Origin of the sequence: Streptomyces sp. NBC_01476, assembly GCF_036227265.1 — a bacterium.
Classification (GTDB): Bacteria; Actinomycetota; Actinomycetes; order Streptomycetales; family Streptomycetaceae; genus Actinacidiphila.
Genome location: NZ_CP109446.1, coordinates 840,774 through 853,738 on the forward strand (window position 1 = coordinate 840,774; position 12,965 = coordinate 853,738).

Here is a 12,965-nt window from a genome sequence, read left to right on the forward strand (position 1 = left end):
GGGGCCGGGGCGCAGGCGGGGGCGGAGGCCGGGGACGGGGCACTGGCGGAAGCAGACGCCGGGGACGGGCCCGCGGAGGGCGCCGGGGCAGGCCACGCCGTCAGGCCGGCAGCAGGGAGCAGGCGGCCCAGGCGAGGGCCACCGCGGTGGCGTCCTCGGCGAGGGCGGCCGGCCAGTCCGGCAGGCCGCGGCCGGCCGTCGCCCGCCGCCAGCAGGCGCCCGCGTGGGAGCCGGCGAAGGCGGCAGCCGCGCCGGTGGCCAGGGCCGCGGGCAGCGGCAGCCCGGAACGGCTCCGCCGGGTCAGCGCCGCCGCGGCGAAGGCGCCCAGTGCGATCCGCGGCACGAGGCCGGCCGGGCTCAGCCTGCTGGGTGTGGTCGGGAGCTTGTCCGCGGCGAGTTCGCCGAGTGCTCCGGTCACCGTCGCCGCGGTGGCCTTCCGGCCGGCCAGCAGTGCGGCGGGGCGGGACGTCGTCCGCGGGCCGGTGGTCAGCGCGACCGCGGCCACCCCGAGTTGGCTGCGCAGCCCCGAGACCACTCCGATGATCGCCGCGCCCGCCAGTGCCTTCACGGCTTCCCCGCTCTCCTTGTCGCCGCGACCGCCGCACCCGGCCGCCCCGGCATCCATGATCCGGACATGACTGCTGATGCCCGCCGGCCGGCGGCGATAACGGTACGGCGGGGCCAAGCACTCGGTCGGCCCTGGCAGCGGGATCCGCGGCGCCGCCGCGGCGCGTCCCTGCCCGCACAGCGGACAGGGACGCCCCCCGGACCGTGGGTCCGGGGGGCGTCCCTGTTCACGCCGGAGCGTGGTGACGTCAGTTGCCCGCCGTGCGGTTGCGACGCCGGGTGAAGTAGACGGCGCCGCCGCCGATCACCAGGAGTGCCGCGCCGCCGCCGGCGAAGGCCACGGTCTGCGAGCCGTTGCCACCGGTCTCGGCGAGGTTGCCGGTCGGGGTGCTGGAGACCGGCGAGACGACCGGGGTACCGGTCGGCGGGGTGACGCTGCCGCCGCCGGCCGCCGGGGTGGTCGCCGAGGGAGACGGGGAAGCGGTGTCCGACACGCTCGGCGACGGGGAGCCGCTGTCGCTGGGCGACGTGCTGGGCGAGGCGGACGTGGAGTCCGACGGCGTCGGCGTGGCCGACGTCGAGTCACTCGGGGTCGGGGTGGCCGACGTGGAGTCGCTCGGGGTCGGGGTGGCGGAGTCGGTCGGCGACGCCGGCGGGGTGGTCGGCGGCGTGTCGCACTTCTGGCCGCCGTTCCACGCGGTGATCAGCTGGGTCGGCGTGGCCGAGTCCGGGTAGTGCGGCAGCTTCCCCTCGGTGCCGTCGTACTTCGTGCCGTTGCCGTACAGGTCGACCTGACCGAAGCAGGTCGGGGCGACATCACTGATGTCGAGCGTGGCCTGCTTGTTCTTGCTGGACAGCGTCGCGGTGTCCCAGCCGAGGAAGGCCTGGGTGCCGGAGTGCGCCCAGTCCGGGCCCTCGGCGCTGTAGGACGCCAGCGAGACGGGGTACTCGCAGCCCTGCTTGGAGTTGCCGGTGAACTTCACGGTGATCGTGGTCGGCGGCTTGCCACCGTCGATGCGCCCGTTGGTGGTCCAGTGCTTGCCCCCGTCGAGGGAGAACTTCACCGAGACCTGGCCGCACTTGTCGGACGAACCGCCGTTGTGCGCCTGCGCGGCACCCACGCCGGCCACCGAAAGAGCCACCGTCATGGCAGCGGTGCCGGCAACGGCTATGGCGCGTCTGGTTATTGAACCGTGCACTGAGAGTTGCTCCCTGATCCCTGGGCGGAGCAGCCGGGAGCAGGCAGAGCGGGTGAAGACGCACGCGATATGCGAGACCCGGACCCCTGGCCTGCGAGAGCCTCGCCGCCGAAATGGAAGATCTACGGCCAGATGGCCAGGGCGCTGAGTATGCCGGGTGTCCGGTACATCTGTACAGCTAACCCTGGTCCAATTGCCAAAGTTTGTACGACTGATCGCCCAAAGGAGCCGTCCGAGCGATTCAGCACCGACTTGCACCCATCCGGCCCCATGCGCGGAATAGACCCTCGCACCAGGCCGGTTGCGTCGTACATGACTGATCAGACATACAGCCGCTTCGGCCGGGTCGGTATCTGGTCCGGCGCGCTGAGCAGGGCGGACGCACCCGCACCGGAGGAGAACCGGGAGGCCGTCGCCGAGCTGGAAGAGCTGGGGTACGGCACGGTCTGGCTGGGCGGTTCGCCGCTGCTCGACCAGGTGTTGCCGGTCCTCGACGCCACCAGCCGGATAACGGTGGCGACCGGGATCCTGAGCATCTGGCGGCAGGACGCCGCCTCGGTGGCCGCCGGACTGGCGAAGGTGGACGCCCCCGCCGCCGACCGGTTCGTGCTCGGGCTCGGCACCAGCCACGAGGCCATGACGCCCGGATACACCCGCCCCTACTCGAAGATGGTGTCGTATCTGGACGAGCTGGACGCGGCGCCGGTCCCGGTGCCGGCCGGCCGGCGGGTGCTGGCCGCACTCGGGCCGAAGATGCTGAAGCTGTCCGCGACACGCGCCCTGGGCGCGCACCCGTATCTGGTCACCGTCGAGCATGTCGCCCAGGCCCGGGCGGAGTTGGGCCCGGACGCGCTGCTGGCACCGGAGCTGGGCGCGGTGCTGGACACCGATCTCGGCCGGGCCCGGGCGACCGCACGCGGTGCGCTCGCCCCGTACCTGAAGATGCCCAACTACACCAACAACTGGCTGCGGCGGGGCTTCGAGGAGGCCGATCTGGCCGACGGCGGCAGCGACCGCCTGGTGGACGCGCTGTACGTACTCGGTGATCTGGACGCGATCCGGGCCCGGGTGGACGCCTTCCACGCGGCGGGCGCCGACCATGTGGCGGTGCAGGCGCTGAGCGCGGACGGTTCGCTGCCGCGCGCGCAGTGGCGGGAGCTGGCCGCGGCGCTTCCGCTCTGACCCGGGCGCTGTTTCCCCGGGCCGGGTCAACTCGGCCCGGGGAAGCGGCTTTTGCGCCCGGGTGGGCTGCGCGCCGGCCGAGGAGCGGCCGTGTCGTACGGGCGTTCCCATCCGCGCGGGGCTACGGTGTCCCCCACACGGCCGATGGGGTGCGCTCAGGCACCGCCGGGCCGGGAGGACTCGGGTCCGGCCGCGGCCGGCCCGGTGCGGGATCGCGAGCGAGGTGCACGGGGTGTTTTCCACACAGGGGGCCCTCGCCGAGCGGCTGGCGCGGGTGCGCTGGATCGCCGGCGGCACGGGGGCGGGCAAATCGACGGTGGCCGGGCTGCTCGCGGCGCGCTACGGCGTGACCGTGCTCGACGGTGACCGGGCGGACCACGGCTGGGCGGTCCGCGCCGACCCCGACGCACATCCCCGGCTGGCCGCGCTGGCCCGGCTGCGGCCCGGTGAGATGTGGGCCGGGCGCTCGGCCCGGGAGGTGTTCGAGGCGATGCCGGGGCTGCACGGCGAGACTGCCGGTTTCCTGGTGGCCGACCTGCTCTCGTACCCGCCGGAGCAGCCGGTCGTCGTCGACTATTTCGGCATCCTCCCCCGTGACCTCGCCCCGCTGCTGGCCCGGCCCGAGCAGGCCGTGCACCTCCTGCCCACCCCGGCCTTCCGGCGCCGCGTGCTCTCGGCCCGTTACGCGGACCCGGCCAGGGCCCGGGCCAACTGGGGCGGCCTGGATCCCGCCGAGGTGCTGGAGCGGCGGCTCGACCGCGACGCGCTGTGGGACGCGGAGGTACGGGCCCAGGCCGACCCGGCGGCGATCCGCACGGTGGACGGTACGCGGTCTCCGCAGGAGCTGGCGCGGGAGCTGGCGGCCCGGTTCGGACTCCTGGCCGGCTGATCGGGAGTGCCACCGGCTGACGAGGGTAGGCGCCGGACCTGCACCTTCCACTAAGGAGCCGTCCCATGGCCGAAGACCTCCTGCAGGACCCGGAAGCCCTCAAGCACCGGACCGCCTACGACCGTGACGGCAAGCCGATCGGCGTGGTGGCCGAGGTGTATCTGGACTACCGCAGCCGCCTGCCGGAATGGATCACCCTGCACAGCGACCCGGAGGGCACCGAGCACACGTTCGTCCCGCTCCAGGACGCCTTCGCCGCGGCGGACGGCGGCCTGCGCGTCGCCTACGCCCGGGACACCGTGTCCGCGGCGCCCCGGATCAACGCCGACCAGCATCTCGCCCTCGACCAGGAGCAGGAGCTCTACGCGTACTACGGGCTGACCCTGCCGGCCACCGAGGAGTCCGCCGCGCCGGGGGTCGGCGACACCCGCCCGCCGCTGCCGCTCACCGGTGCGGCGGGCGAGGTCTCCGGCGTGGCCGAGCTCTCGCCAGGACCGGCCCCGCAGCTGGTCTCCGGGGAGCCCGGCGACCTGCCGCGGCTGCGGCTGTACGCTCCCGAGGCCGGCGGAGCGACGGTGGCGCCCGACGGACCCGGCGAGAAGGGCTGACACCACCGCGGCCGGGCTCAGGCGGGGCCGGGGTGCCCGGACAGCACACCGGGCCGGCCGTACGGCGAGTGCCCGCGCGTGCCGCCGGTGGATCTGCCATCACCAGGAGGTCCGGCCTCCGCCCGGCCGGGGAACGGGGCGGGACACCCACTCGCTCTGCCGCCGGTCGTCCTCGTGGGTCACGAACACCGGGTCCCGGCCCTTCGCCGGCTCCCGGCGCGGCGGCGGGTCGAAGAAAACCGGCAACGGCACGTGATGTCCCGCGCGTCCACCGTCCGGACGGCGCCCGGGATCAGCACGAGACTGCCGGTCGCGGCGAAACGCGGCAGCCGTCGGGCGGATCGGCCTGGATCACCCCCCGCGACGAAAAGACCCGCACTCTCCCCCGTGACCGGCAACCGTCCGGTGCGGACGCCGCCCGCGGGGCCCGGACCCGTACGACAACGGGGGTTCACGGGGCGGTACCCGCCGCCAGGACGGGTATCCGCAGCCCGACGGATCGCCGCCCTTTGAGGAGACCCATGTTCGTATTCACGTCACACCGGCTGCGCCGCACCGCTCGGCGGGTGTTCGGGTGGCAACGGCTGCGGCCGGCGCAACTGACGGCGATGAAGGCGGTGTTGAAGGGGCACGACGTGATCGCGGTGATGCCGACGGGTGCCGGCAAGTCGGCGATCTACCAGGTGCCCGGGGTGCTGCTGAAGGGCCCCACGGTGGTGGTGTCGCCGCTGATCGCACTCCAGCGGGACCAGGTGCGGGGGCTGGTGGAGCGCGGCGGCGGCCGGGCCACGGTGGTCAACTCGGTGCAGCGGCAGGCGGACAAGGATCTGGCCTGGGAGCGGATCAGCGCCGGCGAGATCGACTTCGTCTTCCTGGCTCCCGAACAGCTGGCGAAGGACGACGTGGTGGACCAACTGGCCGTCCTCAGGCCCGGCTTGTTCGTGGTGGACGAGGCGCACTGTGTGTCGTCCTGGGGGCACGACTTCCGGCCGGAGTACCTGCGGTTGCGGCATGCCGTGGAGCGGCTGGGCCGGCCGCCGGTGCTGGCGCTGACCGCGAACGCGGCGGCCCCGGTGCGCAAGGACATCGCCGAACGGCTGGGGATGCGGGACACCCGGGAAATCGTGGCCGGTTTCGACCGGCCGAACATCCGGCTGGAAGTGGCCGGTTTCCAGGAGGACGCGGAGAAGCGGCGGTTCGTCGTGGAGCGGGCCGTGGCCGAACCGAAGCCGGGCATCGTCTACGCGGCGACCCGGCGGGACGCGGAGGCGTACGCCGAGGAGCTGGCAGAGCTGAAGCTGGCCGCCGCGCCGTATCACGCCGGGCTGCGGGCGGCGGAACGCGGTGATGTGCACGACCGTTTCCTGGCGGGCGAGCTCGATGTGGTGGTGGCGACCTCGGCGTTCGGGATGGGCATCGACAAGGCGGACGTACGGTTCGTGCTGCACGCCTCGGTGCCGGGCTCGCTGGACGCGTACTACCAGGAGATCGGGCGCGCGGGGCGCGACGGCGCCCCGGCCCGGGCGGTGCTGGCCTACCGTTCGCAGGATCTGGGCATGCAGCGGTTCTTCGCCGCGGGCGCACCCGACGCGGACACGCTCTCGACGGTGGCACGGGAGGTACGGGAACGGTCGGCGCCGGTGCCGGCCGCGGAACTGCGCACGGCGTGCGAGCTGTCCGCGACCCGGCTGTCCGCCGCGCTGAACCTGCTGGAGCAGACGGGGGCGGTACGCACCGGGCCGGACGGCAGCGTGTGGGCGGGGCCGGGGCGGGAGGAAGCGGGAGCGGTCGAGGTGGCGGTCGAGGAGGCCGTCGAGGAGGCGGTGCGGATCGCGGGCACCCACCGGCTGCTCGAACAGTCCCGGGTCGACATGATGCGCGGCTACGCCGAGACCACGGGGTGCCGTCGCCGGTTCCTGATCGGCTACTTCGGGGAGGAGACGGCGGCGCCGTGCGGGGCCTGCGACACCTGCGCGGCGTCCCCCTCCGGCGCGGAAGCCCCTGCGGCGGCGGCCACCCCCGTGACGAGCCCGTTCCGGCCCGGTGTGCGGGTCCGGCACAGCCAGTGGGGCGAGGGCGAGGTGATGAGCGAGGACGACGGCAAGCTCACGGTGCTCTTCTCCGTGGGCTACCGCACCCTATCCCTGGCGGTGGTGACGGAGAACGACCTCCTCACGCCGACCGGCTGACCCCCACCGACAGCCGGTGTCGAGGGCTCGTCGGGGGGCGGGCCGGGCCCCGGCTCCCCGGTAAAGTGGAGGCACCACTCCGGCTTGGCGCAGGCCACCCCCGGCCGCCGGGGTGAACGCACACCGGCAGGACCGGAGGATTGACCGCCGTGACGTACTCGCTTCCCGTTCCGCCGGACCGGCCGCTGCGCGCCGACGCGCGCCGCAATTTCGACGCACTGCTGGCGGCGGCCCGCGAGGCGTTCGCCGAGCTCGGCGCGAAGGCCCCGCTGGAGGAGATCGCCCGGCGGGCCGGGGTCGGCATCGGCACGCTCTACCGGAACTTCCCGACCCGGCAGGTGCTCTTCGACGCGGTCTACGTGCACGAGGTCGAGGTGCTGTGCGACTCGGCCGAGCAGGTGCGGGACCTCGGCCCGTGGGAGTCCCTGGAGCGGTGGCTGCGCGACTTCGTGACCTTCATCGGCAACAAGCGGGCCTTCACCGAGGAGATGGCCCGCGAATCGCCGGTGGTGCTGGAGTGCCGCAAGGCCATCTACGCCGCGGGCGGCCCCCTGCTGGACCGGGCCCAGCGGGCGGGGGCGGTCCGCTCGGACGTCGGGATCGACGACGTACTGCGACTGCTGACCGGTATCGCGCTGCTGGACTTCCCCGGCGGCGGGCCCCAGATCGACGCGGTCGCGGGCGTGGCCCTCGACGGCCTGCGGTACCCGCCCGCCCTCGGCCGGCCCTGACGCGCCGCCCCGCCTCCACCCACCGGAGGCATCCCTCCGGTACAGTGGAGACACCCCTCCGGTTCGGCGGAGGGTCTCCTCCGGTCGCCGGGCCCGGCGCCCTCGACCGGAGCGGGAACACACGAACGGAAGGACACCGTCATGGCCAGGACCTGGCTGATCACCGGCGCCTCGCGCGGCCTGGGCCGCGAGCTGAGCCGCGCCGTACTGGAGAACGGCGACCGCCTGCTGGCGACCGCCCGCCGCCCCGAGCAGCTGTCGGAGTTCGCCGAGCGCTACGGCGACCAGGTGCGCACGGTGGCGCTCGACGTCACCGACGCGGAAGCGGCCGAGGCGGCGGTGCGTACCGCCGTGGCCGAGTTCGGCGGCCTTGACGTGGTGGCCAACAACGCCGGCTACGCCAACAGCGGGGCGATCGAGGACACTTCACCGGCAGAGTTCCGGGCCCAGATCGAGACCAATCTCTTCGGCGTCATCAATGTCAGCAAGGCCGCGCTGCCGGTCTTCCGCAAGCAGCGCTCCGGCCTCTTCCTGCAGTTCTCCTCGGTGGGTGGCCGGGTCGGCGCCACCCCGGGCCTGGGGCCGTACCAGACCGCGAAGTTCGGCCTGGAGGGCTTCTCCGAGGTGCTGGCGGCCGAGACCGAGCCGCTGGGCATCAAGGTCGTCATCGTGGAGCCTGGCGGCTTCCGCACCGACTGGGCCGGCTCGTCGATGGCCATCGCCGAGACCAGCGAGGACTACGCCGCCACCGTGGGCTGGATGCACACCTACCGGGCACAGAGCGACGGCAAGCAGCCCGGCGACCCGGCACGCGCCGCCCGGATCCTGGTCAAGGTCGCCGGCCTGGCCGATCCGCCGCGCCGGCTGCTGCTGGGCTCCGACGCGGTGGACCTGTCGCTCGCCGCGGGCCGCACCCGGCAGGACGAGGCCGTCGCGTGGGCGCCGGTCGGCCGGGCCGCCGACTTCGCCAGCGACGTCGACCTCGGACGGACCTCGCTGGAGGACCTGCTGGCACAGGCCCGCTGACGGACCGGCCGGGCCGCACCGAAGGAGGCACGGCGCCGGTCGCACCGGTTCGGCCGCGATGCGGCTTCTGCGGGAATCTCGTCCGGTGGACCCGGGCCCGGCCTGCGGGCATGCTGGAGAACAGCGCCGGTGGACGGCGAGATCCAGACACGGCGAGGGAAGGGCGGCGCGTCATGCCCATCATTTCGCGCGGGTTCCACGGCAGGAGGCCCGAATCGGGTCACAAGCTGCCGCCCGGGCAGTACGAGACCTTCGACTTCCCGGTGCTGTCGGCGGGCCCCACACCCAGAGTGACGCACGACGACTGGGAGTTCACGGTCACCACCGAGGACGGGACGCAGCACCGGTGGGACTGGGCCCGGCTGATGGCGCTGCCGACCGAGCGGCCGACCGTCGACCTGCACTGCGTCACCAAGTGGTCGAAGTTCGGCACACGGTGGGAGGGCGTCTCACTCGATGTGCTCCTGGAAGACGTCGAGACCGAGGCCGAGTTCGCGCTGGTCCACTCCTACGGCGGGTACACCACCAACCTGCCGCTGGAGGACCTGCTCGACGGCAAGGCATGGATCGCGCACCGCTACGACGGCGAGGATCTGGGGGCCGAGCACGGCGGCCCGGCCCGGCTGCTGGTCCCGCACCTGTATCTGTGGAAGTCGGCGAAGTGGGTGCGCGGCATCCAGTTGCTGCTCCAGGACGAGCCGGGGTTCTGGGAGAGTGCCGGCTATCACGACTACGGAGACCCATGGCGCGAGCAGCGGTATCAGGGCGACTGACGGCGCGGCTGCGCTGGCAGGCGGCGGCACTGGTCGAGCGGCGGGAGGAGTCGCCGACGGCGCAGACCCTCGTCTTTGACGTGCCCGGCTGGGCGGGCCACCTGCCGGGGCAGCATGTCGATGTACGGCTCACCGCGGAGGACGGCTACAGCACCCAGCGCAGTTACTCGATCGCCTCCGCGCCGGACGCGGACCGTGTCGAGCTGACGGTGCAGCGGGTCCCGGACGGTGAGGTCTCGCCGTACCTCGCGGACGAGCTGGCGGTCGGGGACGCGGTGGAGATCCGCGGGCCGGTCGGCGGCTGGTTCGTCTGGCGTCCCGACCAGATGGAGCCGGTGCTGCTGGTCGCGGGCGGTTCCGGGGTGGTGCCGCTGATGTCGATGGTCCGGGTGCGCGGCATGATCGGCAGCCGGGTGCCGTTCCGGCTGCTGTACTCGGTCCGCGAACCCGCCGACCGGCTCTACGGGCCCGAACTGGACCGGGGCTCGGCCGGCCTCGACACCACGTACGTCTACACCCGTGCGGTGCCCGACGGCTGGACCCGGCCCCCGGGACGGCTGGCGCCTGAGGACCTGGCGCGGTGGGGGTGGCCGGCCGACTTCCAGCCGACCTGTTACGTGTGCGGGCCCACCGGTTTCGTGGAGGCCGCGGCCGGGATGCTGGTGGCGCTCGGCCACCACCCGGCCCGTATCCGTACCGAACGCTTCGGCCCCAGCGGAGGATGACATGGACCCCACCGGCGCGACAGCGGGAAAGGCCGTTCAGGACGCCTACCAGGACGGGAACGTCCTGGCCGGGCCGCTCTCCGAGATCTTCGCGGTCGACCTGACCGCCGCGGTGTCCCGCTGCGCGCACTGCGGCAGCACAGGACCGGTCGCGGCACTGCGGGTGTACGGCCACGCGCCGTCCCTGGTCGCCCGCTGCCCGCACTGCGGCGAGGTGGTGCTGCGCATCGTGCGCGCGCCCGGCAACGCCTGGCTGGACATGCGCGGCACGGTCGCCCTGGCAGTCCCCCTCGACACCGACTAGCGCCCGGCGGCGGGACCGTTGAAGAGCCCTCCCCCGCCGCGGTCACCTGCGCGGCCCCCTCCGGTCACCGGCGGGACCATGCGATGCTTGGCGTGCTCCGATCTTGGCAGGGGAACGCGACAGCACGATGACAAAAGCACCGAGGACACCGAGGACACGGAGGGCACGCACCCGCATCTGGGACCGCTATGCGGCGTCCGACCCGGGACTGCTGCGGCTCATGGCAGGGCTGCGCACCGTCGGCTCGATCGGTCTGACGCTCCTGGTGCTGGAGTTGATGGGCAGCAGCGTTACCCAGATGGTGGCCGGCGCGATGGCGTCGATGGTGTCCACCTTCGCCATCCGCGACAAGCGGGTACGCGACCAGGCGATGACGCTGGCGCTCTGCCTGCCCGCCGCACTGGTGTCGGTGAGTCTGGGCGCGCTGCTCAACCCGCATGTCATCGCCGGTGACATCTTCTTCATCCTGCTGATCTTCGGCGCCGCCTACATCCGGCGGTTCGGCGACCGCGGCAGCGCGCTGGGACTGATCAGCTTCCAGGTCTACTTCCTGTCGCTCTTCGTGCACGCCACGTCCTCCGTGCTGCCCAGGCTCTACCTCACAATCGTCATCGCCTTCGTCTGCAGCACGGTGGTCCGCTTCGCGCTGGTCCCGGAGACCCCGGAGCGCACCCTGCTACGGCTGCGCCAGGCGTTCCGGGCGCGCGTCGCGGAGCTGATCGCCACCCAGCTGGACGTGGTGGAGGCGACCGCGGACCAACTGGAGGGGGTGGTCGCGGACCTGCGCAAGGACACCGCGCGGCTGCACGAGACCGCGCTGATGATCCAGGCCAGGCTCGACGACGGCACCCGGGACGAGGCGACCGCGTCACTGCTCCAGCGGCGGGTGGCCGACGCCGAGATCGCCACCGAGCGGCTCGGGGTGCTGCTGCTGAGCGCCCGCAGCGCCGAGCGCGCCGACACCCTCACCCTGCACCTGCCGCAGGCCCCGCTGCCCGCGCCGGCCCGCCCCAGCGATGAGACCCAGGACGCGCTGCGCCTGCTCCGCACCGAACTGCGCGCCCTCCACCTGCTGGTGACCCGGCTGGGCTCCGACGACCGCGGCACCGGCATCGCCCAGCTGCGCAACCGGCTGCTCTCCTACCGCGACGAGGAGAACCTGCCGCCGGCCCCGCCGGCCGTCCAGGAGGCGTTCCGGGGCATCGGCGAGGCCGCCCGCGCGGTGCTCGGGCTGCGCCTGGCACTCGACGGGCCGGTGGACGAGACCGACGAGACAGCCGAAACGGCCCGTTCACGCGAGGAGTTCGAGGCCGAGGACGTGGCGCTCGCCACCGAGCCGAAGGCGGACAAGACCGGCCTCGACCGCCGGACCACCCGCACCGCGGCGCAGGTCGCGGCGGGGTCCGCGCTCGCCATCGTGGGCGGCGAGTTCCTCTCCTCCCAGCGCTGGTACTGGGCGGTGCTGACCTGCTGGGTGGTGTTCCTCAACACCTCCTCCAGCGGCGAGATCCTGGTCAAGGGCTACCGGCGGCTGATCGGCACCATGTTCGGCGTGGTCGCCGGTGTGCTGCTCGCCGGCCTGGTCGGCCGGCACACCTGGACCGCGTTCGCCCTGGTCCTGCTGCTGATCTTCGCGATGTTCTTCACCGCGCCGCTGTCGTACGCGCTGATGTCGTTCTTCGTCACCGCGATGCTCGGGCTGCTCTACACCCTGCTGCACACCTACAGCCTGTCGGTGCTCCTGCTGCGCATCGAGGAGACCGCGCTCGGTGCGGCCTGCGGTGTCATCGCCGCGCTGTTCATCCTGCCGGTGCACACCGATCAGCACACCGACGAGCAGTTGAGCACCGCGCTGACCCGGCTGCGGGACGTGGTGACCGCGGCGGTGGAGCAGCTCAGCGGCGGGCCGGCGGCCGATCTGCTGGACATGGCCCGGGAGCTGGACACCGCGGTGGACGACCTGCGCCGCTCCACCAGCCCGCTGACGTACGCGATCACACCGCTGCGGGTACGGCGGCGGACCGTGCGGTATCTGGTGGCCCTGCTGGAGACGTGCGCCTATCACGCCCGTGCGCTGGCCGCGACCGCCGAACTGGTGCCGTACAGCAAGAGCGTCGCCGCCGATCCGCGGCTGGCGGCGGTGGGCCGGCGGATCGCGCACAACATCGACGTGCTGCTCGCCCGGGTCCACGACGAGACACCGCAGGAGGGCCTGCGGGCGGGCCCCAGCATCGCGTCGATGCTGGAGGGCACCGGGTCGGCGGCGGTGCGCTCCGGCACGGTCACCTTCCGGGTGCTGCGGCACCTCCAGCGGCTGGACGAAGGCGTGGTGGGCCTGGCCCGCCCGCTCGGTGCGCCGGTCGAGGGCGAGGACCGCAAGCTGACCTCCCACCGGGTCTGAACCGCGCCGGCCCGGCGCTTGCATGACCGGCGTCGCGGTGGGGTACGTAGCCGTGGGGAGTCCCGTCGGGGGCGGCCCCGGGGCCGCAGAACAGCGGTCCCTGACAGCGGACCAGAAGGACAGACAGTGGCCAGTGGCACGGTGAAGTGGTTCAACTCCGAGAAGGGTTACGGGTTCATCGCACAGGAAGGTGGCCCCGACGTTTTCGCGCACTACTCCCAGATATCGGGTTCGGGCTACCGGGAACTCCTGGAGGGCGAGGCCGTGACCTTCGACGTGGCCCAGGGCCAGAAGGGACCCCAGGCGGAGAACATCGTCCGGGCGCACTGACCGCTGCCCAACGCTTCGGTGGCGGGCCGCCGGCCACGCCC

13 protein-coding genes are annotated in these 12,965 nt (G+C 73.3%); 11 read left to right on the forward strand and 2 right to left on the reverse strand.

Annotated features, from left to right (window positions below; all coding sequences use genetic code 11):
- Nucleotides 1–100: 100 nt before the first annotated feature.
- Nucleotides 101–568 (reverse strand): hypothetical protein, encoded by a 468-nt coding sequence (locus OG552_RS03680; RefSeq protein WP_329129538.1) that lies wholly within the window; start codon nucleotides 566–568, stop codon nucleotides 101–103.
- Between the two features lie 247 nt (nucleotides 569–815).
- Nucleotides 816–1,715, reverse strand: a complete 900-nt coding sequence (locus OG552_RS03685) for an LAETG motif-containing sortase-dependent surface protein (RefSeq protein ID WP_329129540.1) — start codon at nucleotides 1,713–1,715, stop codon at nucleotides 816–818.
- A 363-nt stretch (nucleotides 1,716–2,078) separates the two neighbouring features.
- Here OG552_RS03685 and OG552_RS03690 point away from each other — a divergent pair, with 363 nt between their 5' ends.
- The 11 genes from OG552_RS03690 to OG552_RS03740 all read left to right on the forward strand — a co-directional run bounded on the left by OG552_RS03690 (nucleotide 2,079) and on the right by OG552_RS03740 (nucleotide 12,924).
- On the forward strand, nucleotides 2,079–2,948 hold the full coding sequence (locus tag OG552_RS03690; protein ID WP_329129542.1) for an LLM class F420-dependent oxidoreductase: 870 nt from the start codon (nucleotides 2,079–2,081) through the stop codon (nucleotides 2,946–2,948).
- Between the two features lie 232 nt (nucleotides 2,949–3,180).
- Nucleotides 3,181–3,837, forward strand: coding sequence for a hypothetical protein (locus OG552_RS03695; protein WP_329129543.1), 657 nt, complete (start codon nucleotides 3,181–3,183; stop codon nucleotides 3,835–3,837).
- Nucleotides 3,838–3,902: 65 nt separating this feature from the next.
- Entirely contained in the window at nucleotides 3,903–4,445 is a 543-nt protein-coding gene (locus OG552_RS03700; protein WP_329129544.1) for a PRC-barrel domain-containing protein, read from the forward strand.
- A 521-nt stretch (nucleotides 4,446–4,966) separates the two neighbouring features.
- Nucleotides 4,967–6,634, forward strand: coding sequence for a RecQ family ATP-dependent DNA helicase (locus OG552_RS03705; protein WP_329129546.1), 1,668 nt, complete (start codon nucleotides 4,967–4,969; stop codon nucleotides 6,632–6,634).
- A 149-nt stretch (nucleotides 6,635–6,783) separates the two neighbouring features.
- A complete protein-coding gene (locus OG552_RS03710) occupies nucleotides 6,784–7,365 on the forward strand; it encodes a TetR/AcrR family transcriptional regulator (RefSeq protein WP_329129547.1) in 582 nt (193 codons plus the stop codon).
- Between the two features lie 141 nt (nucleotides 7,366–7,506).
- Complete coding sequence (locus OG552_RS03715) at nucleotides 7,507–8,391, forward strand: SDR family NAD(P)-dependent oxidoreductase (RefSeq protein WP_329129548.1); 885 nt, start codon at nucleotides 7,507–7,509, stop codon at nucleotides 8,389–8,391.
- A 173-nt stretch (nucleotides 8,392–8,564) separates the two neighbouring features.
- Nucleotides 8,565–9,164, forward strand: a complete 600-nt coding sequence (locus OG552_RS03720; RefSeq protein WP_329129550.1) for a sulfite oxidase-like oxidoreductase — start codon at nucleotides 8,565–8,567, stop codon at nucleotides 9,162–9,164.
- A complete protein-coding gene (locus tag OG552_RS03725; protein WP_329129552.1) occupies nucleotides 9,134–9,889 on the forward strand; it encodes a ferredoxin reductase in 756 nt (251 codons plus the stop codon). Before OG552_RS03720 ends, OG552_RS03725 begins: the two co-directional genes overlap by 31 nt.
- A gap of 1 nt (nucleotide 9,890) precedes the next feature.
- Nucleotides 9,891–10,193, forward strand: coding sequence for a DUF6510 family protein (locus OG552_RS03730; RefSeq protein ID WP_329129554.1), 303 nt, complete (start codon nucleotides 9,891–9,893; stop codon nucleotides 10,191–10,193).
- Nucleotides 10,194–10,320: 127 nt separating this feature from the next.
- Nucleotides 10,321–12,594, forward strand: a complete 2,274-nt coding sequence (locus OG552_RS03735) for an FUSC family protein (RefSeq protein WP_329129556.1) — start codon at nucleotides 10,321–10,323, stop codon at nucleotides 12,592–12,594.
- Nucleotides 12,595–12,720: 126 nt separating this feature from the next.
- Nucleotides 12,721–12,924 carry a cold-shock protein gene (locus OG552_RS03740; protein ID WP_093737895.1) on the forward strand — a complete coding sequence of 68 codons (204 nt, stop codon included), beginning with the start codon at nucleotides 12,721–12,723 and terminating at the stop codon, nucleotides 12,922–12,924.
- Nucleotides 12,925–12,965 lie beyond the last annotated feature (41 nt).